Here is a 24,069-nt window from a genome sequence, read left to right as displayed (position 1 = left end):
GTTGCATTGCTTATACCTAAGGGGAATGCCGACTCCACAGAGGCTTAAAAATATCAGAGCGGGTTCCGCGCCGGGTCAGCGTATCTCGTTCGACAATCGCCTGACCAAGGCGGGTTCGTATTCCTTCTCGCGCTGCGGCACCGCACGCGCGACCAAAGATTGTCGAGGATGTGGGTCTCGACGAAGGCACCGGCGTTCGCCGCATAGCCGCTCATGATGATGTGTCGGCTCACAGCGCGACAGCCAATTGCAGAACGAGCCTGTCGGGCACGCCGTTGAAACAGGCATGGCGCAAAGAATCGATCTTCGCGATCGATCGAAATAGTTTTTCCTTTTCGTCCGCTAACTCACTCGGCCTGCAGATATTCGATCAACGGCATTCGTTAAGGCAATCGCTCGGCTGCAAGTTCGGAGCGAGCCGCGATGGCCGCCTTGAACGCGGCGCGTCGCTCCAGGGCACATATCGGCGGGCAGAAGTAGGGAAGAAACACGTTTGAAGAAGCGCGGGCCGCATGGGCGGCAACCCATACGACCCGCTGACCACAACCAACTCATCTGAGGAGTTGACTATGGCTGACGCCAATCTTAAAGCATCAACCGCTCTTGCCGAGCGACACATCAAGAGAAACGGCCGTTCGCGCTCGGCCTGTTGGATCCACGGATAAAGGGGCGCAGGAGTCTTGCGCGGCCGGTAAGCGTGAGAGTGCAAGTCGAACACGGAAGACTCGTCATCACGCCCGCTTGAACCACTCCCACAAACAACAAACCCAGCTCGAAGCAGGGTTTGTTGTTCTGACGCCCCAACCCTGCGTCCCGTACGACACGCCCACGCTCGAACTGCTCGACTCGTTCGTGCTGCGCGTCGAATCCGTGTCCGTCGTGTTGACCAGGTTGACCTGATTCTTCGCCGCGAGCACCACATCGGTTGCGTTGACATTCGAGCCCGCGATCGTCACGTTGCCGCTGCCAGGCGTGTCGCTGCCCGTCGCCGCGAACATTGCCGTACCGCCTGCCTGCACGTTCGAGCCGCGCTGCGTCGTCGTGTCTTCGGTGAACGTGTCCTTGCTGTGGCTGCTGCCAAAGCTCAGTTCGACCTTGACGTCCGGCTTGCCGCTTGCCATCGATTCACCGGCCGCCGCGAGGCTCCCCGCCGCCGCAATCGAATGAAGCGTCGAGGCGCGGGAATCCTCGCTCTTGCCCGACGCGTCCGCCTGATCCGCCGCCGACTGGATCATGTCGACCAGACCGCCCTTGACGCCGAGCGAGACACCGCTTTGCTTCGTCTCATGCGTCTCGTCGTGATGCGACGTGTCGGTCGCCGCATCGATCGTCACGTTCGCGCCCGTACCGATCATGTCCTTCGCCGCGATCAGATCGCTTCCCGTGACGTGCAGGTCATTGCCGGCCGACAGATGCACACTGCCATCCGTGCTACCGATCAGGCTCGCGTTGTTCCTCACCGACGCGTCGTTGCTCGTGTCCTTCTGGTCGTGCGTGCCGTACGAAATGGCCGTACCCGATGCGCCCATGCCGGTCTTCGTTTCCTGATGGAACGATGACGACTGGCTCTTATCCTGCGTCGTGTCGATCGTCAGATCATGGCCGGCGCTCAGCGCCACATCGTTCGTCGCCGCGACCGTCGAACCGCTGATGGTCATGTCACGACCGGCCACGCCCATGACCGTATCGCCCGAGATCGTCGAGCCGTTCGCATACACCGCGTGCGCGTTCGCCGTGTCGGTCGTTTCAGTGTTCGCAAGGAAGCCCGAACTGTTCTGATGCGACCAGCTCTGCGAATCATGCGTTTCGCTCACGCTGCCGATGTTGATGTCGCCCGTCGAAACAAGCGCGATGCCGCCCTTGTCCGCCGTCACGTTCGAGCCGAGCACGGACAGATTGCCGCCGCCGTTCTGACCGGCCGCCAGCGTTACGCCGTTGCCCGCGCTCACGGTCGATCCATTGACCGATTCGTCATAACTCGAACCGATGTGCTGAGCGTTCTTGCCGCCCATCGTGAGTTAGAGCTGCGCCGTCAGACGAACGCGGCGACCATCAGCATCAACTCGGTGGACCGTCAGGGACAGACGGTGATCGGGTCGGGCGTGACGGGCGGCAGCGCGGACGGCACGCAAACCGGCATGATCACGGGGCAAGGCGGCAGCGCGGAAAACATCAGCGGCAGTAAGGCGCAAGCCGTGAGCGGCCAGTCGAGCGCGCCGCAGACGGTCGGTGGCGCGACGGGCGGCATTCCGAACCTGAAACTGCCGGTCAATGGCCTCTACACGTACAACACCGCGCCGGGCGCGAGCTATCTGATCGCGACCGATCCGCGCCTGACGAGCTACACGAAGTTCATCAGCAGCGACTACATGTTGAGCGCGCTGGACCTCGATCCGGCGAAAACCATCAAGCGTCTGGGCGATGGCGTCTACGAACAGACGCTGATTCGCAACCAGATCACGCAGTTGACGGGCCACACGTTCCTCTCGGGCTTTAACGATGCGATGGACGAGTACACCGCGCTGATGAACAACGGCGTGGCGTATGCGAAGCAGTTCGATCTCGCCATCGGCATCGCGCTGACGCCGGCGCAAATGGCGCAACTCACGACCGACATGGTGTGGCTCGTCGAGCAAGACGTAACTTTGCCCGACGGCTCGCATCAGAAGGTGCTCGTGCCTACGGTGTATCTGGCGCAGGCAAACGCGGTCGATCTGACGCATAGCGGTGCGCTCGTCACGGGCAACACCGTGAACCTGAACGCCAGCGGCGACGTGACCAACAGCGGCCACGTGACGAGCAATCTGGCGACGACGATCATCGGCAACAACATCGTCAACGGTGGCGTGATCGGCAGCGGCGGTACGACGGCGGTGGTCGCGGTGCAGGACGTGCGTAACACGAGCGGGCGCATCGGCGGCGGCGATGTGCTCGTGCAGGCCGGGCGCGATGTCATCAACGAGACGCGCACGTATGGCGTATCGAGCGATTTCGTATCGAACGGCGTGGCTGGACGCGTGACCGGAACCGGCGTGGATGCACTCGGCACGATTTCGGCGACGAACACTGCGACGGTCATCGCGGGGCGTGACGTGAACCTGAATGCCGCGGTGATACAGGCGGGCGGCAACGCGGGCATCGCGGCGGGACGCGATCTGAACGTCGGCACGACGGAACTCACGAGCACGCGCGAAGTGCATTCCTTCGACGGCCAGAACGGCAGTCACGATGAAGTCAGTCAGCAACTCGGCAGCGCGATCGTTGCGGGCGGCAATGTCACGACCCTTTCCGGGCACGACACGACGTTCACGGGCGCGGCCGTCAAGGCGGGCGGCGACGCGACGATGATCGCGGGCGGCGATCTGACGGTGACGGCATCGAAGGACACGGCCACGCATCACGAACAATCGATGGGCGGCAAGAACGCTCAGCACATCAGTTCGAGTTATGACGAATCGGTCAATGGATCGAACGTGAGCGCGGGCAACGGCGTAACGCTGGCGGCCGGTCAGAACGGCGGCGGCAATCTGTCCGTGCTCGGCTCGAACGTGACGGCGGACAAGGGCGGCATCGCGCTTGTTTCGACGGGCGACATCAACATCGGCAGCGTGAGCGAAACGCATGATTCGCAGAGCTGGTCGGGCCATGCGCCGGTGAAGCTCACGAACGTGGCTGACGGTACGGAGAATCCGGATGCGGTGAACTTCGGTCAGTTGAGCTCGCTGTCGAGCTCGGCTTCGACCGGCCTCGACTCGCTGTCTACGGGCATCAGCTCGCTGTCGACCTCGACCTCCACGGCGGTGAGTTCGCTGTCCACGGGCGTGAGTTCGCTGTCGAGCTCGACCTCGACGGCAATTAGCTCGCTGTCCACGGGTGTCAGTTCGCTGTCCACGTCGACCTCGACGGCAGTGAGCTCGCTGTCCACGGGCGTGAGCTCGCTGTCCACGGGTATCAGTTCGCTGTCCACGGGCATGAGTTCGCTGTCGACTTCGACATCGACCGCGATCAGCTCGTTGTCCACGGGTAACCGCGCGTTCCATCCGAACTAATCCAACCAGTCCCATCAGTGGTCATTTTCGCACCATCTCCAACCCAGGCTTTCCCAAGTTGATCAGCCTCTGCCGCCGTACCAGTCTACGTGCAAGTGTCGAAGCGCTTCGGCGCGATCGGCATTCGCGGCGGCATCCCAGCGAAATACGCGGGTTTCAGCTACGACCTGTTCGCTGGCACGCCCATCTACAAGCCGTCGGCATTTCCGAGTTCGCGTGTGACGGCCGGGTTTCAGGTGGCCGCCGCCGCGCCGCTATTCTTCACGTCGGTGGCGTTGACCGTGACGTCGTTACCGATGACGGTCGCCGTGTTGTCGAGCGTCGCGCTGTGGGTCGTGACCGTATCGCCTTCGATGCGCCCGGCGTTCGTGATCGTTCCCGCCGCGTTGACGGTGGTATTGGACGAGTTGATGTCCGCGCCCGCCGCATTCACCACGGCCTGAGCACTTGCGGTGAGCGCGCCCGCTGCTTCGAGCGTGCCTGTGTTGGTGAGCGTGCCCGTGGCGCTCAGCGTCATGTCGCCATCGGCGTGCAGGTTGTTCGCGGCGTCGTTGGTGTAGTCGCCGGCGACAGCGAGCCCGAGATTGCGGCCTGCGATCATCGCGCCATCGCCCGATACGATGCCGCTCACGCTCACATCGCGATTCGCGCGGATCGAGCCGTTCGCGTTCGAAAGCGAAGCGACGTTCGCCGACACGTCGCGCCCGCCGAGGATCGAGCCGCCGTCGTTGATGACCGTCGTCGTCGCTTGTCCGACGTTCAACGCCGTGCCGCCGAAGAGTGTGCCGCCGGTGTTGTCGATGCGTTGCGCGATATTGAGATTCGCTGCACCGCCCGCGACGAGGTTCGCGCCCGCTTCGTTTTCCAGCGTCTGCGCGTTGACCGTCACGTCGCCGTTACCGCCGAGCGTGCCGCCAGTGTTCTTCACGTCCGACGCGTTGACCGTCATCGCGCCGTCGCCCGCATTGGTCAGCTTGCCGCCGGTGTTATCGACGTTGGCGGCGTTCACGCTCGCCGTGCCGTGCGCGCCGTTGGCGCTGATCGTGCCTTGCGCGTTGACGAGTGCGCCGCCTGCATCGACGGACAGATCGCCCGCCGTCTGCACGGAACCGCCCGTGTTGTCGATGTCGCCTTGCGTGCCGACGCTCAACGCGTTGCCGCCATAGATCGAGCCGCCGCGATTCGCGATTCCCGACGCCGCATTGACTTGCGCGGACTGCATCGCCAGTAACGTGCCGTTCGTGTTGTCGAGGCTCGCGCTGGTCGCGGTGAGCGCGCCGTTGGTCTGCGCACTGCCGTGAACGTTCGAGAGCGCACCGTTCGCGTTCAGGGCGAGCGTGCCGCTGCCCGCGTGCTGAATGTTGCCGCCGTCGTTGACGATGCCTTGCGCATCGACGTTCAGGTTCGTCGCGTTGCTCGCAATCGTTCCGCCGCCGTTGTCCAGCGTGCCGCCTGCGTGAATCGACTGATCGGACGTACCGTATTGCGTGAGCTTGCCGCTTCGATTGATCAGATCGCCCGCGCTCGACACGGATAACGAATCACCTTCGATGTCGCCGTTGGTGTTATCGATTGCCGTAGCCGAGACGGTCGTCGCCGCTCCCGAAAGCGTACCGCCCGCGTTGTTGAGCGTGCCGCTCGTCGTCACGTTCAACGCACCGCCCGCGACCACGCTGCCCGCATGGTTGTCGATGCTCTGCGCGTTGAGCGTCGCATCGGTGGCCGCGTTCAGTTGCCCTTGATTCGACAACGACGCGGCGCTCAGATCGAGCGCGCCATTCGCGCCGATCATGCCGCCCGCGCCGTTCACAAGCGCGCCGGTCGTCGTCACGTTCGTGCCGTCGGCGTTCTACGAAACGATGCGTCCCGCGGTATTGTCGAGCGATGCACTGCCGATATCGGCGCGCCGTGCCGCCTGAATCGTGCCCTGTCGGTTGTTCAGCGCGAGCTCGGCCTGAAGCGCCAGCGCGCCATTGGTGACGATTTGCCCGTTCGCGTTCGAGAGCGCGCCTTTCGAATTCACGGCGAGCGCGCCCGCGCCCGAGTGCAGCAGCGCGCCGCCATCGTTCGCGATGCTTTGCGCGCCGACGCTCAGGTTGTTCGCATTCGATGCAATCGTGCCGCCCGTGTTGTCGAGCGCGCCACCTGCCGTGATGCTTTGATCGCTCGCGCCGTACTGCTTGATCTTGCCGCCACGATTGATCAGCGCGCCCGGCGTCGAAACGGCGAGCGTGTCGCCGTCGATCGTGCCGTTCGTGTTGTCGATCGACGCGCCGGAAACCGTCGCCGTGCCGCCCGACAGCGTGCCGCCCGCGTTGTTCAGCGCGCCGGGTGTCGTCGCCTTGAGCGCGCCACCGGCCGTCATGCTGCCCGCGTGGTTATCGATGCTTCGCGCGTTCACGGTCGCATCGCCCGAGGCCGTGAGCTTGCCCTGATTCGTCAGCGTTCCCGCCGACGCCTCAAGCGCGCCGTTCGCACCGATCGTGCCGCCCGCGCCGTTCACGAGCGCGCCCGTGGTCGTGACCTGCAAGCCGTCGCCATTGAGCGACAGCACGTTGCCTGCCGTGTTGTCGAGCGAACTCGCATGAACCGTCTCGCGGCCGGCGGCCTGCATCGTGCCGCCGCGATTGTTCAGCGCGCCGCTCGCGCTTGCATCGAGCGTCGATTGCGACACGAGCTGACCATTCGCGTTGGAGAGATCGCCAGCCGTGACTTGCATCGCCGCGCCGCTCGACAGCTTGCCGCCGTCGTTGGTGAGCGTGCCCGCGGCGTTGGCGACGAGTGCGCCGCCCGCGGTCGAACTCGCGCCCGCCAGGTTCATGTCGCCGTTCGTCGCGGCCAGCGCGAGCGTGCCATTGGCTGACGTGTTGCTGCCCGCGAGATTGAGCGATGCGCCCTGAATCGTCGTGTTGCCGCCGCCCTCGTTGCGCCCGGTCGCCGAAACCGCGCCGCTCGATGCCACGTTCAAGTCGCCTGAATTGGCGATCGTCCCGTCGCTATTGACGCCAGCGCCGAGCGTGCCGGTCGAAGCGACGCTGCCCGCATTGATCGTCGTGTTGTTCTGCGCAGCCAGCACGCCGCTGTTGGTCAGCGCGCCCGAAGTCGATGCGACGACATTCTGCTGCGCGTAAGTCGTGCCGCTGTTGTCGATGCCCTGCGTGGCGCTCGCACTGATCGAACCGCTCGCGTTCGTCGCACCGGCAAGCACGAGCTGCCCGTTGGATTGAAGCGTCAAGTCGCCAGCCTGCGCCGCCACGACACCGCGATTGCTTACACCGACACCAAACTCATTCGAGACCAGATAGATCCGGTTGGCATACATTCCGCCCAATGCGCTCACATCGATCGCGATGGACGGCGCAGGACCGTTGCCCGCAATAGGCGTCGCAGCAAGCGTGTTGTGATCGATCTGATTCGAACCGGCGATCGCATTCAGATTATTGGCATAGATCGCCGCGTTCACCTGTATCGCACGCGCGAGCAAATCGACCTGATCGACGTTCGTGGCGTTCAGCCCCGCGCCCTGCACGGTGATATTGCCGCCATTGACGTTAAAGCCCGTCAGACTGCCATTCGCCCCGATGTTCGGCGTGCCCGTCGTGAGAATCGCGCGAGAGGTGTTGATGAAGCCGCCGCCATCGACCACGATGCCGTTCGGATTCGCGATCACCACTTCGGCCTTCTGCCCGGCGACTTCGAGATAGCCTCGCAATTGCGAAGGCGAATTGCTCAACACCTGATTGACGATGATGCCCGCCGACTGCCCCGGCGCGAGATTCGGATTGCCGTTGATGTAACCCGCCTGCTGCGTCTGAACGATGGTCGGCGAATTGTTCAAGACCGCGCCCTTGCCCGGCACGTCGAATTGCGAGTAATTATTTAGCGATACGCCGGCACCGGACGGTTTGGCGATGTTGACTTGCTGGAGGCCGTTTTGCGTTTGAATCACCTGCGCACCGGACCCGGGCGCCGCGACGATCTGCGCATACGACACGGACGCGGCGGTGCCCAGCATCAGCATCGCGGCAAACGCCACGGCGCGCATGGAAACGACCAAACCGATATTTCGAAGCGGAGCGACCGACGCACCTTGCGTCCCGCTGCTGCCCCTTGCGCCTTGCCCCGTGGCGAAATCCGCGACCGCCACCATCATCTGCCGCACGCGGCTAAAGACCAGCTTATAAAACCTGTTATTCATTACTTGGATTTTTTTCTTCTTTTCTGGGTGCAGGATGCCGACAGCGGCCCCGCAAAAGGCCCCGAATTCTTCTCGTACCTGACGTCTCGTAATATGGGAGCAGTCTGAATTCAATGCCGCCGCAACAGCGCAATAGCGACGATCTTTCGCAGACTTGATCTGCGTCGCGCGGTGGAAACCGCGTCGCCCTTTTTTGTATGATTGCAGGCCATCCATTTCCGACAGTCCAGGGACCATCGCCATGACCGCCGCAACGCAATTCGATCAGGTTTCCGTCATCAAGCGCGCCAACGTCTACTTCGACGGCAAGTGCGTGTCGCATACCGTTCTCTTCGCCGACGGCACGAAAAAGACGCTCGGCGTGATCCTGCCCGGCACGCTCAACTTCGGCACCGACGCGCCCGAGCTCATGGAAGTGCAAGCCGGCCAATGCCGCATCCGCCTGGATGGCAGCGACGAGTGGAAAACGTACGGCGCAGGCGATTCGTTCCCGGTGCCGGGCAAGAGCCGCTTCCATATCGACGTGATCGAAACGCTCGACTACGTTTGCAGCTACCTCTAAGCGAATCGGTTGTCCAATTTTCAGCGGTGTCCACGTTTCGTGTACACTTCGAATAATTGGACAACGAGCCGCATCATGCCGCCGCCCGCCGACAGCCACGCCGAGCAACTCGTCGAAGCCGCCGCAGCCGCCTTCAGCGACGCCACCGGCCTCGCCGCGCGCCGCGTCAAGCCGCCCGCGCGCGGCGAATACGACGCCGCCATCGAATTCCGCATCGGCGGCGCGCGTGTCAGGCGTCCCGTCATCGTGCGGGAAAACATCGACCGGTTCAGCGCGCTGTCCGCGTTCAGCGCATCGGTCATGCGCGACAGCGGCGCGAATCCCACGCTCGTCACCCTGTATCTCTCGCCGGACATGATCCGTGCGTGCCGCGAAACCGGCGTCGATGCACTCGATCTCGCTGGCAACGCGACCCTCATTGAAGGCAATAGCGTCGTGATCGTTTCGGGCCGTCCGCGCACGGCGCGAGGCAAGGCGCATCGTTCCAGAACCTGGACCAAATCGACACTGCGCGTCACGCTGGCGCTGCTCACCACGCCTTCGCTGCTGGAGCGCGGTTATCGCGACATCGCGCAAAACGCGGGCGTCAGTCACGGCACGGTGCAGAACGCCGTGCGCGCGCTCATCGATCATCGCGACGTGTTCGAACGGCCCGATGGCCGCGGCCTGCAATTCGCCGACAAGCAACGGCTCATCGATGAATGGGTCACGCTCTATCCGCGGCAATTGCGTGAATCGCTCGTCATCGGCCGTTATCGCGCGGAGTCGAACGACTGGTGGCGCGACGCGCCCGATCTGCCGGGTCGATGCCAATTCGGCGGCGAGCCCGCAGCGGCCATACTCACGGAATACCTGAAGCCGGCGACGGTCACCGCCTATTGCGCCGAAACCGTGCCGCGCGAGTGGATCATGCAGGCGCGATTGCGGCCCGATCCCGCCGGAAATGTCGAGTTCCTGCGCGCGCCCATCGCGCTCGCGCCCATCGACGGATTGCCGGCGAACGTCGTCGCGCCGCTGATCGTCTACGCCGATCTCGTCGCGAGCGGCGACCCGCGCAATCTCGAAACCGCCAGGATGCTGCGTGAACGCTACCTCGCCGCTTGAACTGCTGCCGCATCGCCCGCTCACCGGCGTCATGTCGGCGATGCTGCGTGAGGTCGTCGCCGCATCGGTCGCGACCCGCATCGCTTGGTTCGTCGGCGGCGCAAGCGCGCGCGACATCCTGCTCACGCACGTCCACGACATGGAGGCGACACGCGCGACCGCCGACATCGACATCGGCATTTCGATTCGAAGCTGGACCGGCCACGACACGTTGCGGCAAGCGCTGCTCGCCTCGGGCAATTTCACGGCGCCGAAGGGTTCGGCGCATCGGCTGAACTACCGCGCGCCGCAGACCAGCGAGCGCACGTGGCTCGACATCGTGCCGTTCGGCGGCGTGCAGGACGAGCACGGCGAAATCGCGTGGCCGCCGGACGGGTCGGTGCGGATGAACGTCGCCGGTTTCAGGCAGGCGCTCGATGCGGCGATTGCCGTGCGCATCGACCGTGATCTCGTCGTGCCGGTTGCATCGCTGCCCGCGCAGGCGATGCTGAAGATCGTCGCATGGCAGGACCGGCACGCGGCGGATCGCAAGGACGCGATCGACCTGCTCTTTCTGATGGCGCGCTACGCGCAAGCCGGCAACCTCGACCGGCTCTATTCCGATGCCTTCGATCTCGTCGAGCGCCACGGCCACGATCCGGATATCGCGGGCGCGGCGCTGCTCGGGCGCGACACGGCGGCCATCGCAAACGACGGCGAGCTGCGCGCGCAGATTCGCGCGATCCTGCACGCCGACGATCCCGCGCCGCCGATCCTCACGCACATGCTCGGCTCACGCATGCCGGTCTTCGAAGCCGATACGTCGGAACGGACCGCCGCGCTGTTCTACGCGTTCCGCGACGCGTTCTAGAGCTAGCCGTTGCGGAACAGATAACTGTACGCGTTGAGCGCGGGCACGCCGCCGAGATGCGCGTACAGCACCTTCGAGCCTTCGGGGAATTCGCCGTTGCGCACCATCTGGATCATGCCGTCCATCGACTTGCCTTCGTAGACGGGATCGGTCAGCACGCCTTCGAGCCGCGCGCACAGACGGATCGCCTCCAGCGTGCCTTCGTTCGGCAAGCCGTATTCGGGGCCGCCGAAGCGCGTGTCGAGGATCACATCCTCGCGCGTGATGTCCTGGCCGAGCCCGACGAGTTCCGCCGTGTGCTTCGCGATGCGCAGGATCTGGTCGTGCGTCTGCTGCGGTTTCGCCGATGCATCGATGCCGATCACGCGCCGCGCCCGGCCGTCCGCCGCGAAGCCGACGACCATGCCGGCCTGCGTGCTGCCCGTCACCGAGCACACGACGATGTAATCGAAACTGAAGCCGAGTTCCGCTTCCTGCGCGCGCACTTCTTCCGCGAAACCGACGAAGCCGAGCCCGCCCAGCGGATGCTCCGAGCAACCCGCCGGGACCGGAAACGGCTTGCCGCCCGCCGCGCGCACGCTGTCCATCGCGTCCTGCCAGCTTTTGCGGATGCCGATATCGAAGCCATCGGCGACGAGCCGCACGTCCGCGCCCATCATCCGCGACATCTGGATATTGCCGACGCGGTCATAGACGGCATCGGAGTAATTGACCCAGTTCTCCTGCACGAGCACGCATTTCATGCCGAGGTGCGCCGCGACCGCCGCGACCTGGCGCGTCTGGTTCGACTGCACGCCGCCGATGGACACGAGCGTGTCGCAGCCTTCGGCGAGCGCCTCAGGAATCAGATATTCGAGCTTGCGCGTCTTGTTGCCGCCGAACGCGAGGCCGCTGTTGCAGTCCTCGCGCTTGGCATACAACTCGACCTTGCCGCCGAGATGCGCGGAGAGGCGCTTGAGCGGCTGGATCGGCGTCGGTCCGAAAGTCAGCGGATAACGGGGAAAACGTTGCAGGTTCATGATCGGCATCCTCGTGGGGGTGGAACACCATCGTAGAGATTGTCGGAATGGGTCGGGTTGCGAAAAAAATGCTTTCGACCTAACGTTCTCGAAGGACTTGATGCCTATGCAAACTTTTATTTCGCCTGACTCAGACATAGAGCAATGAAAAAAACCACGACCGCTTCGAACCCGCTTCCGGCGGGCGTCCAGACCGATCGCGTCGATCGCGCGATTCTGCGTCAGTTGCAGCGCGATGCGTCGATCTCGAACGTCGCGCTCGCGGAGAAGGTCAATCTCAGCCCGCCCGCGTGCCTGCGGCGAGTCGAGCGCCTGCGCGAAGCGGGACTGATCCGCGCGACCGTCGCGCTGCTCGATCCGAAAGCGCTCGACGCCGGCATGCTCGTGCTGATCGGCGTGATCCTCGACCGCTCGACGCCGGATTCCTTCGCCGATTTCGAAAAGGCCGCGCAGAAAGTGCCCGGCTGCATGGAGTGCCATGTCGTGACGGGCGAGTTCGATTTCTTCATGCTGATCCGCACGCGCGACAGCGAGAGCTTCAACCGGCTCCACGCGGAGAAGCTGCTTTATCTTCCCGGCGTGCGCCAGATCCGCACGTTCGTCGTGCTGCGCGAGATCCTCTCGACGACGGCGTTTCCGATCGGCGAGTCGGCCGGCGCGCGCACGCCGCCACCTCGATGACAAATTTGCGAAAGACCTGCTGAAAAATTACGCTACGATTCAGGGTTTTCCATGTCCGGGCATCCCGTTTCGTTGTGACCGCGTCTGATTTCAAAGCCTTGGCCAAGGCGACTCTGGCTCGCCTCGCGTCGCGGCTGCGTCCGCATCTGCGGCCCCGCACGCTGCTCCTGCTGCCCGCGCTCTTCCTGCTCTACGTGCTGGTGCTGATTCCGTTCACACCCGGCATCCGAGATATCCGCCGTGCAAAGGTGGACCAGCCCGCGCAGATCTATTCCGCCGATGGCAAGCTGCTCGCCGAGTTCAAGCCGACGCATCGCGAATGGGTGAGCCTCAAGCAAATCTCGCCGCAAGTGATCGACGCGCTCATATCGACGGAAGACCGGCGTTTCTATCAGCATCACGGGATCGATTTCAGGCGCACCGCCGGCGCGGCGCTGCATACGTTCTCGGGCGACCGTCAGGGCGGCTCGACACTCACCCAGCAACTCGCGCGCAATCTGTATCCCGAGGAAATCGGCCGCTCGCAGACGCTCACGCGCAAGCTGAAGGAAGCGATCACCGCGTTCAAGATCGAAGCGCTCTATTCGAAGGACGAGATCCTCGAAACCTATCTGAACACGGTGCCGTTCCTCTACAACGCCTACGGTATCGAAATGGCCGCGCGCACCTATTTCGATAAATCCGCGGGCCAGCTCGACGTGCTCGAGAGCGCGACGCTCATCGGCATGTTGAAGGGCAACAGTTATTACAACCCGGTGATCAATCCCGAGCGCGCGCTCGACCGGCGCAACATCGTGCTCGGGCAGATGGTCAAGTTCGGCCACCTGCAAGCCGCGAAGCTCGATGCGCTCAGGAAGCGCCCGTTGCGCATCGACTTCGAGCGGCAGACGGAAGAGCCGGGCCGCGCGCCGCACTTCGCGCAGCAGTTGCGCAAGTGGCTGATCGGCTGGGCCGACGACAACGACTACAACATCTACTCCGATGGTCTCGTCGTGCGCACGACCATCGACTCGCGTCTGCAGGCAATGGCGACGAACGCGCTCGCGCTACAGGGCAATCAGTTGCAGTCGATCGCGAATGCGGCGTGGGGCGCCGGGCGAGGACAAGGCGGCTGCGCGAACACGAACGCGGATCTCGGGCACGCGTTCATCCGCGAGACGGATCAGTATCGCGCGCTGCGCACGAGCGGCGCGAACGACGCCGATGCCATCAAAAAGCTCGGCGCCGACCGCGCATTCATGCAGGCGTTGTGCGAGAACAAGACGCGCGTGCAGGCCGCGTTTCTGGCGCTCGATCCGCGCAACGGCCAGATCAAGGCGTGGGTCGGCAGCCGCGATTTCACGCAGGATCCGTTCGACCACGTCGCGCAGGCGCGCCGCCAGCCCGGCTCGACGTTCAAGCCCTTCGTCTACGGCGCGGCCTTCGAGCGGGGCGCGAAACCGGCGGACACGTTCATCGATCAGGCCGTCGAAATTCCGGTGCGCGGCGCCGAAACCTGGCGTCCGACCGACGACTCGCCGCCCTCGGGCCGCCCCGTGAGCCTGCGCGACGGGATCGCCTATTCGAAGAACCGCATCACCGCGCAACTGATGGAACAGGTCGGGCCCGGACGCGTCGCACGGCTCGCACGGGACATGGGCGTGCGCGACAGTCATCTCGACGTGGTGCCGTCGCTCGCACTGGGCACGAGCCCGGTCACACTCAAGGAAATGGTGTCGGCGTACGGCACCATCGCCAATGACGGTAGTTATATAGAGCCGCTGCTCGTTACGCGCATCGAGAACAAGGACGGCGACGTCCTCGCGCAGTTCGAAAGCGCGCCCGAGCGCGCGCTGTCCGTCGATGCGACCCGCAAGCTCGTCGACGTGATGCGCGACGTGATCAACCGCGGCACGGGCACGGCGATCCGCACGCGCTTCGGCATCCGCGCGGACGTCGCGGGCAAGACCGGTACCACGCAGGACAACGCGGACGGCTGGTTCATCCTCATGCATCCGCAACTCGTGGCGGGTGCGTGGGTCGGCTTCAACGACAGCCGCGTCACGCTGCGCAGCGATTACTGGGGACAGGGCGCGCACAGCGCGCTGCCGATCGTCGGCGACTTCGTGCAGCGCTCGCTGCGTTCGCATCTGATCGACGCACGCGCGCGCTTCGACACGCAGGAAACGCCGGGCATGTGGCAGACGGTGTCCACGCGCGTGAGGACCTGGTTCGACGAGACGTTCTCGAAAGCGCCGAAGCCGGGCAAGCCGAAAACCGCGCAGACGGCGGCCCAGCCTCCGGTGCGCACGAAGCGCGCGGCTTCGGAGCCGGTGGCCGAAGTGACGGAAGAGCCGCCGCAAGCGCCGGTGTTCACGACCATGCCGCCGATTCTGCCGTCGCCGGGCGAAAGCACGAGCGATGCGGCGGCGGCGTCATCGCCCGAAGCCGCCTCCGGCGCGCAGCAATAGCGCATTACGGCCTTTTGTGACGATATGCGCGCCCGCGCACAGCGCACGGGCGCGAATGATGCTCCGATGCTCGATGCGTCAAGGCGAAGCAATCAGCTGAAGATTTCGCCGCGCGAAACGGCGCGCTGTGGCCACACGCGCCAGCCAACAGGAACGCGAACCTGACGTTCCGAACTCCCCACTCCAAGGACGTCGCCGTGTCGCGCGAAACGTCCACTTCATGTCTGGCTGGTTTCGGAGAACAAGTTGATCAAGCAATTCAGTCGCAACAGGCGAGCCCTCGTGGCCACCGCGCTCGCCCTGCCGCTTTCGTCGTCCTGTTTCGCCCAGAGCATCAGCGCCACCTTGCCGTGGACCGGCACATGGAGCGCCGCGCCGATGGTCACCGGAGACGGCGGCTTCAATAATCAGACGATCCGGCAGATCGTGCGCACGAGCATCGGCGGGACGGCCGCCGGCGTGCAATTTTCGAATCTTTACGGCAGCGATCCGCTCGTGATCGGCGACGTGCACGTCGCGCTACGCGCGAGCGGCCAGCGCACCGTGCCCGGCACCGACAAGGCCGTCACCTTCGAAGGGCAGCCGTTCGTCACGATCCCGCCGGGCGGCGCCGTCATGAGCGATCCGATCGCGTTTCAGGTGCCGGCGCTTACGGATATCGTCGTCAGCGCCTATCTGCCGCAGCGGACGCCGAGCGAAACGACCGGGCACGCCGAGGGCCTGCAGGACGTGTACATCGCACCCGGCGACGTCAGCGCCGACCCGGACTTCACGGGCGGCGTGCTCAACGCACTCGGCGCGCAGTCCTATTACTTCCTCACCGACGTCGTCGTGCAGAACGCCAGTGCGACGGGCGCCGTGGTTGCCTTCGGCGCGTCGATCACCGACGGCATCGCGTCGCAGCCGAACACCAACGGACGCTGGCCGAACTTGCTGGCCGCGCGTCTGCAGCAAGCCGGCATGACGGTCGGCGTGCTGAACCAGGGCATCTCCGGCAACGACTTCTTCACGAACGATTCCGGCGAGGCGGGTCTTTCACGCTTCCAGCGCGACGTGCTGAACCAATACAACGTGAAGTGGGTCATCATTTCCGACGACGCGGTCAACAACCTGATCGGTGGCGCGCCGCCGACAGCCGCCAGTCTGACCGGCGCGTTCAGCCAGCTGACGCAAAGCGCGCACGCAGCGGGCGTCCGCGTGATCTGCTCGACGCTCACGCCGTTCGAGGGTGTTTCGTCGTGGACGCCGGACATCGAGGCGACGCGCGCAGCGGTGAACGCGTTCGTCGCCACCGCCGACAGCGGATGCGACGCCGTGCTCGATCAGGCGGCCGCGCTCGGCGATCCTTCGAATCCCCCCGTCATGCTCCACGCATACGACAGCGGCGATCATCTGCATCCGAATCAGGCGGGACTGCAGGCGATTTCCAATTCGGTGAATCTCGGCTGGTTCAAGTAGCGGCGTCATGTCACGCCGCAAAAACGCAAAAAACGCCATGCGGAGATGAGCTTTTCCGCATGGCGTTTTTCCTTCGTCGCCGATTACGACTTGACGATCGTCGGGTTCGTGACGTTGATGCGCGGACCCGAGTTGTCCCACTGCTCGACGATCAGCGGGTACTTCCACTTCGGATTCGAGCTGCTGATCTGGCCGTTCACGATGTAGCCGTCGAGCGACAGACCCTGAACCGCGAACGAACCGCCCGGGCTCGTCGTGTCGACGTGGTTGTTGATCGCGATGGTGACCGTCTTGCTGATCGGACCCGGCAGCGAGCCGAACCACACGTTGATGCCGCCGCCCTTGCAGTTCGCCGTCGTCGGGCTGTTGATCGTGATGCTCTTGAACACGGCCGAGTTGTCGTTCGGTTCGAAATCGAGACCGCACGCCGGCGCCGTGCCGGTGATGTTCTGCCACACCGGGCTGTTGAACGTGATCGTGTCGCCCGAGATGATCGACACGCCCTGACGACGGCAGCCGTCCGCCTTGTGGTTGTCGACGGTCAGGTTGTACGTCGGCGTGTTCTTCTTGGTCTGGCTATCGTTGATGTAGATGCCGTCGCCCCACGTGTTGATCGTCGTCGGCGAGATGAGATGCACGTTCTGGCCGCCGATGATCGAGAAGCCCATGCCGTGCTCGCCGCCCGAAGCCGAGTTCAGCTCTTTGCTGCCGTCGAGATACGCGTTTTCGACGATGACGTTGCTCACGTCTTCGATGAGCATCATCTGGTAAATGTCGGCGTTGTGCGGCAGCAGCTTGATCGAAGCGCCCGACGCAAAGCGGATGTGGCTGTTCGTGCGCAGCTTGAGGCCGGTCGTGTCGATGCGGACCTGGCCGGAGATCAGCAGGATCTGGCCGACGGAGCCGTCGATGGCAGCCTGGAGCGCGGCGCGGTCGTTGGTCGAGCCATCGGCCTTCACGCCGAACGACGACGCGTTGATGGTGCCGGCGGTGTTATCGGCTGCGGCGGACGTCGAGCTGGCAGGCGTTGCCGCGCTGGCGGGGGCCGCCGCGCTGGCAGTCGTCGTGGACGAAGCCGAGCTCGCGGGCGTCGCCGTGGAGGCGCCACCGTTGTTTCTCCTTCTCCAGCGATCCGCGACGGAATCAGGCGTCGCGCCATCGCCGCCGCCGCCGCATGCGGCGAGCACGAACGCACCGCTGCCCGCGATGAGCGAGGTCAGCAGCTTGCGACGGGTTGCAATACGGGCGCCGACGACGGTGTTGTCTGCTTGGGTGTCTGCCTGAGTGTTGTTAGGAAGCATTAGTCTTTCCAATTGGTCGTGCGTTATCGACGGACGATCCCGTTCCTGCGACATCGGCCGCACGCAACGTTTCTTAATGGGCAATGAGATGACCAACGCAAAAAAGCAGGCGCAAACGATTGCGCCGCTCAGCGCTCGACAGCCGCACACGGCGACTCCGAAAGGCATCTCGGCGAAAAACAGGGCGACTTCGGGATAAGGAACCAGATATGCCGGAAGACCTATTCACCCCATGCCCGATCGTCCGTGAACGGACCGCCGGAGCACTGAAGTCTGACGGAAGTAATTACCGTCTTTTATTAATACTACCGATTGTTACGAGGCGTTTCTACCCGCGACTTGTTACAGAATGTACGCTTGTAACTTTTTATTTTCTTTTTTGAGCGCTTTATCGTTACGCATTTTCTCTTTCATTCACCGATGAGTGAATTAATCCAGGTCGTTTTGATTGTTAATACCGTAGATGAATGACACCACTTCAAACCACCTTATATAAGATGATTGACATTCATATGAACATTTGCGACTTAGAACGTGAACCTTCACTCGCCGGGTCGGTAAAACGCGCTCGCGGAAAGCCCCGCAAGGCTTCGCGAAGCGCCTTTCGTATGCCGAAACGACATCGATTCGCCAGATTAATCACCGTTAATGACCGATTATTCGGCCGATAATTGTAATTCCACACGCCAGAATGACCGCTTTCTATCGGATTACATGCAAAAATTACAACATGAAAGGTGGCTTCTTGCTGTTTTCAACTGATCAATACGATTTTGTAAATGCGACGCCGGAAATTTTTTTAAATACGAAACTAAAAGACCCTACCGTGAATACCCTTATCGGGTTAATACGCACGACGGTCTAAACGGCCAGATCGACCGCCGCCACTGGTCGGCGGCTGAATATCTAATAATCTGATTAAACAAATCAGGTATTCAGCAGACAAATTAATCGAAATCGGCAGACCTTGCCGCACGAACCGTCCATGTGTTCCATTTCGCACCGAATGCACCAGCACTAATCACTAGTCTCAACGTTGGCGCCGCTCGCCGTGCTTCTCTCCGAAGCGGCGGGGGAAGTCCTGAAAGCGTCCATGCCAACGAAAAAGACACGCTGCAATGAAAACCTTCGATCTGATCAAGAGCGACCTCTATCGCTACAGCGGCGAGTACAGCCTCATGCTCCTCCTCGAGCAACTGGTGTTGAACGAAGGGTTCAACTACATGTTCTGGCTGCGCCTCGCGAGCGCGGCGTCGTCGCGGCCGGTGCGGCTCGTGCTCAACCACATCGTCCGCCTGAAGCAGCGCAGGTTCGGATTCGTGATCAGCCCCCGCACGAAGATCGGGCCGGGCTTCTATATCAGTCACGTCGGTTCGCTCGTGGTGAATCCGACCGCGGTCATCGGCGCCAACTGCAATATTTCCCAAGGCGTGACGATCGGATCGAACCACGGCAAGGCGGCGACGATCGGCAATAACGTGTATATCGGGCCGAACGTCTGCATCGTCGAAGACGTGACCATCGGCGACAACGTGACGATCGGCGCGGGCAGCGTCGTGACGAAAGACATTCCATCGAACGTGACCGTGGCCGGCTGCCCGGCGCGAATCCTGACGAACGATGCATCGCCCGATCGCGCGGCGCGCTACATCGTGCGTCCCTGGAGCGTGCAATCGTCGTAAGAAAAGACGCGCTTCGCGTCTTCCGGACGGCAAGCGCGCCGTCATCGGCGTTGCCGGGTGCCTTGGCGAACAGTCGCGGCGCCCGTTTTCGTGCATGCTCGTCACTCTCACGCGAAAGCCGGCGGCTTTCGCGTATCTCATCGCATGGCGATTTCAACCTGACGTCGAGCCACGCGACGAAAGGCTCCAACGCAGGAGGAGTACACGTGCTGAGCACAGCTGTGCAATCGGTAAGACGACGTCTCGGCGGCGTGCATCAGGATCACAAGCGGATCGCGAGAAGCGCGGTCGTTCTGCTGATATTCGTGATCGCCGGGAAATGTATCGGCGCGTCGAAGGAAATGGCGATCGCGTATCGCTACGGGATCAGCGGAACCGTCGACGCGTATCAGTTCGCGCTCACGCTCGTCACCTGGCTGCCCTCGATGCTCACGAACGTGCTGGCGGTGCTGCTCGTTCCCGCGCTCGTGTCGCTCAAGGAAGACAAGTCCCAGCGCGACGGCTTTCTCGGCGAGCTGGAAGGCATCGGGCTCGTCCTCGGCCTCGCGTCCTCGCTCCTGCTCTGGCTCTTCTGGCCTTATCTCGCGGATGTGATCGCGGGCAGTCTCGCGGAATCCACGCGCGACATGTGCCGCGACATGATCATCAGCATGACGCCGGTCGGCGTGCTGACCTTCACGATCTGCATCTCGTCGTCGCGCCTGCAGGCTTCGGGCAAGCACATCAATACGTTGCTGGAATGCGTGCCGGCCATCGGCCTGCTCGTCTTCGTGCTTGCCGCGCGCAACAACACGTCGATCATGCCGCTCGTTCTCGGCACGTCGCTCGGCTTCGTGGTTCAGGCTGCGTGGCTGCGGGTGCTGGCCAGACGCGCCGATTCGATGGCCGTACTGCCGCGCGTCTCGGCGCGCGCGACACAGTGGCCGTCGACGATCCGCTCGATGGGCATGCTCATGATCGGTTCGGTCGTCGCGAGCCTCTGGCTTCCCATCGACCAGTATTTCATGGCGCAGCAAGGCGACGGCGCCATCGCGACGCTCGGCTACGCGAACCGCCTGCTCTCGCTCGTGCTCAGCATGGGCGCGCTCGCCATCACCCGCGCAACCTTGCCGATTCTCGCGGAGATTCTTCATCGCGGCGATCATGCGCGCGCGCGCAGCACCGCGCTGAAGTGGTCGGGCATCATGACGATGCTCGGTCTCGTCGGCGGACTCTTCGCGTATGCGCTCGCACCGTACGTGGTCAAGCTGCTGTTCCAGAAAGGCGCCTTCACGGCCGAGGACACGATCGCAGTGACCACGCTCTTTCGCTACGGGCTGCTGCAAGTGCCGTTCTACTTCGGCATGTGCGTGCTCGTGCAGTTGTTCGCGAGTGAAACGCGTTATCGGGCGATCTCCGTCATTTCGCTGATCGGCTTCGGGACCAAGATCATCGGCAACGTCATTCTCGTGCGTCTCTATGGCGCTCAGGGCGTGCTGCTCGCAACCGGCATCGGCGCGATGGCGGTGCTTGCGAGCTACATCTTCTGGACGCGCTTCGCGCCGCCCTTCACCGGTAATGGTCCGCAAACCGAAGCCGGCACGTCCGAATGAAATACGGCCTCCCGAAGGAGGCCGTTCTGTCGTCGATTTCGCGCGCGCTCACGTCTGTTCGAACACATGCCGGAACATCGGCACGAGGAAGCGGTTGCCGTATTCGCTCATGTGGTGGAAGTCGGAATAGAGCGGCCGGCCGTCGTGCGAGCCCATGCATTTGCCGTCCGGGCACAGATACGGGCGCGGGTCGAGCAGATGGATGCCGCACTCGTCGTGGGCCTGGCGCATCGCCTGCAGCAAACCGCCGTTGCGCTGGACGTAATCCGAGAGCGTGATCGACAGATCGGGCGCGTGCGGGTCTTTCATCTTCTCGCGCGCGAGCACCAGCGGCACGTTGAAGTCGAACTCCGGAATCGGCTCGACCAGATAGACGGGCCGGATCTTCGAAATGCGGCAGACCGTCGACAGCAAATGCTCGCGATACGACTCGGTCGAAAACGGCGTGGGCGTCTGCGCAGGCCGCTCCGGATCGACGAACGAATAATCATCCGGGGACGGTCCCGACCAGTACTGCGACCAGTGATTGGCGATGATGACGGGCGTCTTCGCGGTCTGATCGCGGCTCAGGATATCGATGTACTTGCGGTCCTGCTCGAAGCAGTCGCCGTCGCCGCGACGGATGCCGTAGATCGTCGGACAGCCTTCGATCGTGATGAGCAGCACATCGTCCGGCTTGCCGTTCGGCACGGCATCGACGACTGCTTCGGCGATCGCCTCCGCGTGGCTGTCGCCGAGGACGACCGCGCGGCTATCCTTCTGCTTGCTCGCGACGTCGCACGGATCGATCATCATGTGACACTTCGTGCGGTGCGGATTCGTGTCGTAGGTCTCGCTGTCGGCGATGAACACGGAGCGGTCGAAGCGATTCGGCACGCCCTGGTTCGCATAGATGCTGCCGCCGCCGATTGCGAGCAGCAGCGTGAACACGAGAATCGGGCGCAGCGTGATGAACTTCGGAAACGCGCGCGCCTCGCCATGCGACGGCTTTCTCGTCTTCGACTCGACGAGCGCGTACGACAGATACCCCATCGCGAAACCGCCGGCGATGGCGCCCACGCGCCACGGCAGCGAGCCTTCTTTGTCGAAGTACGTGAGCGCGACGACGAACGGCCAGTGCCAGAGATACACCGAGTACGAAATCTTGCCGATGAACTGCGCGAGCGGATTGCACGTGAAGATCGAATGCTTGCGCGCCGCGAGGATCACGAGCGCCGTGCCCAGAACCGGCACGAGCGCGAGATAGCCGGGCCACGCATTGTTTTCGTTGAAGGTGAGCGTGCCGTACACGATCATCGCCAGGCCGGCGATTTCGAGCGTCCGGCGCAGGGGTCTGCGCGGCGTTACCGGGAACAGGTACACGAGACCGCCCGCGAGCATTTCCCATGCGCGCGTCGGCAGCAGGAAGAACGCAGCCGTCGGCCATTTGGTGGGATCGGAGAGATAGACGCACACCGCAAGCGACGCGAGCGCGGTACCGATCATCGCGATCACCGTCCCGCGATGCCCGAACAGCTTGCGCACGAGGAGGATGCCGAGCGGATACAGAAGATAGAACTGCCACTCGACGGAAAGCGACCACGTGTGCAGCAGCCACTTCAGGTGCGAGCGGACATCGAAATAACCCGCCTCGCGCCAGTAGACGATATTGGAGAAGAACCCGAGGCTCGAAGCCGCCGCCTTGCCGAACGCGCGGAATTCGGAGGGCAGGAAAACGAGCCAGCCGAGCACGAAAAGCGCGAAGCAGAGAAACGCGAGCGCCGGAACGATGCGCCGCGCCCGATCGCCATAGAACTCGAGCACCGAGAACCTGCCCTTCGCGATGCGCCTGAAGATGATGCTCGTCATCAGGTAGCCGGAGATCACGAAGAACACGTCGACGCCGAGAAAGCCGCCCTTGAAGCCGGGCACATCGAAGTGGAACAGGACGACCGCGAGGACCGCGAACGCGCGCAAGCCGTTTATGTCGTTACGAAAATTCATCGCACTTCCCCCTTTGTTCTTATCCCCGGCGCGCGCCGGCGCGATGCAATGGCCATCGCCCGTGCATCGCACCCGCGGTGCGGGTCGTTTTCTAGTGTCTTGTTGTTGCTTCTTCGAACTTGGTCAAACGAACAGGCCGAATTCCATCTCCGCAAGCCGGCTCTCTTCGGATTGCGTCGCGCGCGCGACTTCCGCCATGGTCGCGGGCTGCATGCCGTAGGTGTCTCTCAGATGCGCCTGATGCTTGAGCACCGCTTCGAGCACCGCGAGGTTTTCGGCGAGATTCGCGCCGAAGTTATGCGGATGCCACCACAAATGAAACGAGCGTCCCGTGCGCGCCGCCGAAGTCATCGACTGCTTGATCCGATGGATGCGCAGCCATTCCAGCGCAGCCTTGTTGCGCGCATAGGGACGCAGGAAGCGGCTGGAGCGCACATCGACGAGCCCACCACCCGAAGGGCGCGGATCGAAGGCGTGATCGCCCGAGAGATTGACATAGGCATCGGCGAGACGCGCGGCGCGGCGCAGCGCGGCTTCATCGGCGCGCGATGTTTCGCGATACATCCAGTTGCGTTCGGTGCCCCGGTACGCGATCAGTCCCGCTTCCGCGCACACCGAAAGGTACGCGTTGTTCACCTGATTGCGCGGAAACACGATGCTCGCGGGCGGATCGGCGAGACGCCGGATCGACGCGACGGACGCTTGCATGTCGGCGGCGAATTGCGCCTTGTCCTGTCCCGCTTCGAGGCAGTAGTAGTGACAGAAGGTATGGCTTGCGAGCTCGCTGCCTTCGGTATCGACGATCTGTCGCGCGAGCGACAGGCCGTAATGGTAGGGATCGCTTTTCTCGTCCGTGCCGATCGAATCGATATAGCCGTTCGCGTACGGACTGAGTTTCGTATCGTTATAGGTCGGGCGGATGTCGGGCAGATTCGCGAGCAGGTCCTTCTTGTTATCGAAGAGCAGCATGCCGACCGTCGCCCATGTCGCCTTCACGCGGTACTTCGTGAACATCGCGAGCATGGCCGGAATCGCCTCGCGCACGCCGAGGATGTTCTTTCCGTACGTAGCGATCGAGCGATGGTCGCGCACGCCCCACATCAATTCGAAATCGAGCGAAATCAGGAAGTAGGACATCGT

17 protein-coding genes and 1 pseudogene are annotated in these 24,069 nt (G+C 63.2%); 11 read left to right on the top strand and 7 right to left on the bottom strand.

Translation table 11 applies throughout. The features are described from left to right. The first annotated feature begins 170 nt into the window (after window positions 1-170). Window positions 171-497, top strand: a complete 327-nt coding sequence (locus tag NCR38_RS30035) for a hypothetical protein (RefSeq protein WP_143756366.1) — start codon at window positions 171-173, stop codon at window positions 495-497. A 234-nt stretch (window positions 498-731) separates the two neighbouring features. Here NCR38_RS30035 and NCR38_RS30030 read toward each other — a convergent pair whose 3' ends face one another. Further along, window positions 732-2,012, bottom strand: a complete 1,281-nt coding sequence (locus tag NCR38_RS30030) for a hemagglutinin repeat-containing protein (RefSeq protein WP_061119553.1) — start codon at window positions 2,010-2,012, stop codon at window positions 732-734. On the opposite strand from NCR38_RS30030, the gene NCR38_RS30025 reads away from it, so the two are divergent. Both NCR38_RS30025 and NCR38_RS30020 read left to right on the top strand, forming a co-directional pair. Next, a complete protein-coding gene (locus NCR38_RS30025; RefSeq protein WP_250478082.1) occupies window positions 1,989-4,049 on the top strand; it encodes a hemagglutinin repeat-containing protein in 2,061 nt (686 codons plus the stop codon). The two genes, NCR38_RS30030 and NCR38_RS30025, sit on opposite strands and share 24 nt — an antisense overlap. Window positions 4,050-4,165: 116 nt before the next feature. Continuing rightward, window positions 4,166-4,294 (top strand): annotated as a pseudogene (locus NCR38_RS30020) (peptide transporter); the annotation flags it as partial. On the opposite strand, the gene NCR38_RS34375 reads toward NCR38_RS30020, so the two are convergent. Both NCR38_RS34375 and NCR38_RS30010 read right to left on the bottom strand, forming a co-directional pair. Next, on the bottom strand, window positions 4,282-5,880 hold the full coding sequence (locus NCR38_RS34375; protein ID WP_311765938.1) for a hypothetical protein: 1,599 nt from the start codon (window positions 5,878-5,880) through the stop codon (window positions 4,282-4,284). The pseudogene NCR38_RS30020 and the gene NCR38_RS34375 sit on opposite strands and share 13 nt — an antisense overlap. Before the next feature lie 18 nt (window positions 5,881-5,898). Further along, the gene (locus NCR38_RS30010) at window positions 5,899-8,247 is read right to left on the bottom strand and encodes a filamentous hemagglutinin N-terminal domain-containing protein (RefSeq protein ID WP_250478081.1); all 2,349 of its coding nucleotides are present in this window, start codon (window positions 8,245-8,247) and stop codon (window positions 5,899-5,901) included. 241 nt (window positions 8,248-8,488) lie between these two features. Here NCR38_RS30010 and NCR38_RS30005 point away from each other — a divergent pair, with 241 nt between their 5' ends. The 3 genes from NCR38_RS30005 to NCR38_RS29995 all read left to right on the top strand — a co-directional run bounded on the left by NCR38_RS30005 (window position 8,489) and on the right by NCR38_RS29995 (window position 10,763). Then, the gene (locus NCR38_RS30005) at window positions 8,489-8,809 is read left to right on the top strand and encodes a pyrimidine/purine nucleoside phosphorylase (RefSeq protein WP_061119551.1); all 321 of its coding nucleotides are present in this window, start codon (window positions 8,489-8,491) and stop codon (window positions 8,807-8,809) included. A gap of 75 nt (window positions 8,810-8,884) precedes the next feature. Then, window positions 8,885-9,913 carry a type IV toxin-antitoxin system AbiEi family antitoxin gene (locus NCR38_RS30000; RefSeq protein WP_061119550.1) on the top strand — a complete coding sequence of 343 codons (1,029 nt, stop codon included), beginning with the start codon at window positions 8,885-8,887 and terminating at the stop codon, window positions 9,911-9,913. Then, window positions 9,891-10,763, top strand: a complete 873-nt coding sequence (locus NCR38_RS29995) for a nucleotidyl transferase AbiEii/AbiGii toxin family protein (RefSeq protein ID WP_250478080.1) — start codon at window positions 9,891-9,893, stop codon at window positions 10,761-10,763. The genes NCR38_RS30000 and NCR38_RS29995 overlap by 23 nt, the downstream gene beginning before the upstream one ends. A gap of 2 nt (window positions 10,764-10,765) precedes the next feature. Here NCR38_RS29995 and NCR38_RS29990 read toward each other — a convergent pair whose 3' ends face one another. Continuing rightward, entirely contained in the window at window positions 10,766-11,782 is a 1,017-nt protein-coding gene (locus NCR38_RS29990; protein WP_061119588.1) for a 1-aminocyclopropane-1-carboxylate deaminase, read from the bottom strand. A 144-nt stretch (window positions 11,783-11,926) separates the two neighbouring features. Here NCR38_RS29990 and NCR38_RS29985 point away from each other — a divergent pair, with 144 nt between their 5' ends. The 3 genes from NCR38_RS29985 (at window position 11,927) to NCR38_RS29975 (ending at window position 16,371) form a co-directional block, all read left to right on the top strand. Next, entirely contained in the window at window positions 11,927-12,463 is a 537-nt protein-coding gene (locus tag NCR38_RS29985; RefSeq protein WP_061119549.1) for an Lrp/AsnC family transcriptional regulator, read from the top strand. Between the two features lie 74 nt (window positions 12,464-12,537). Next, the gene (locus NCR38_RS29980; RefSeq protein ID WP_061119548.1) at window positions 12,538-14,913 is read left to right on the top strand and encodes a penicillin-binding protein 1A; all 2,376 of its coding nucleotides are present in this window, start codon (window positions 12,538-12,540) and stop codon (window positions 14,911-14,913) included. Between the two features lie 282 nt (window positions 14,914-15,195). After that, window positions 15,196-16,371, top strand: coding sequence for a GDSL-type esterase/lipase family protein (locus NCR38_RS29975; RefSeq protein ID WP_061119547.1), 1,176 nt, complete (start codon window positions 15,196-15,198; stop codon window positions 16,369-16,371). Window positions 16,372-16,454: 83 nt separating this feature from the next. Here NCR38_RS29975 and NCR38_RS29970 read toward each other — a convergent pair whose 3' ends face one another. Then, window positions 16,455-17,672 carry a hypothetical protein gene (locus NCR38_RS29970; protein WP_061119546.1) on the bottom strand — a complete coding sequence of 406 codons (1,218 nt, stop codon included), beginning with the start codon at window positions 17,670-17,672 and terminating at the stop codon, window positions 16,455-16,457. A 1,118-nt stretch (window positions 17,673-18,790) separates the two neighbouring features. Between NCR38_RS29970 and NCR38_RS29965 the strand changes: the two genes are divergently transcribed. Continuing rightward, window positions 18,791-19,354, top strand: a complete 564-nt coding sequence (locus NCR38_RS29965) for a serine O-acetyltransferase (RefSeq protein ID WP_061119545.1) — start codon at window positions 18,791-18,793, stop codon at window positions 19,352-19,354. A 206-nt stretch (window positions 19,355-19,560) separates the two neighbouring features. Further along, on the top strand, window positions 19,561-20,946 hold the full coding sequence (murJ, locus tag NCR38_RS29960) for a murein biosynthesis integral membrane protein MurJ (RefSeq protein ID WP_061119587.1): 1,386 nt from the start codon (window positions 19,561-19,563) through the stop codon (window positions 20,944-20,946). Between the two features lie 48 nt (window positions 20,947-20,994). Here the strand turns inward: murJ and NCR38_RS29955 are convergent, their stop codons facing one another. Together NCR38_RS29955 and NCR38_RS29950 are read right to left on the bottom strand one after the other, a co-directional pair. Beyond that, window positions 20,995-22,929 carry an acyltransferase family protein gene (locus tag NCR38_RS29955; RefSeq protein ID WP_250478079.1) on the bottom strand — a complete coding sequence of 645 codons (1,935 nt, stop codon included), beginning with the start codon at window positions 22,927-22,929 and terminating at the stop codon, window positions 20,995-20,997. 123 nt (window positions 22,930-23,052) lie between these two features. Further along, a complete protein-coding gene (locus NCR38_RS29950) occupies window positions 23,053-24,066 on the bottom strand; it encodes a polysaccharide deacetylase family protein (RefSeq protein WP_250478078.1) in 1,014 nt (337 codons plus the stop codon). Window positions 24,067-24,069: the final 3 nt, after the last annotated feature.

Source organism: Caballeronia sp. INML1, from assembly GCF_023631085.1.
Classification (GTDB): Bacteria; Pseudomonadota; Gammaproteobacteria; order Burkholderiales; family Burkholderiaceae; genus Caballeronia; species Caballeronia turbans.
This window is presented reverse-complemented; position numbering and strand designations above follow the sequence as displayed.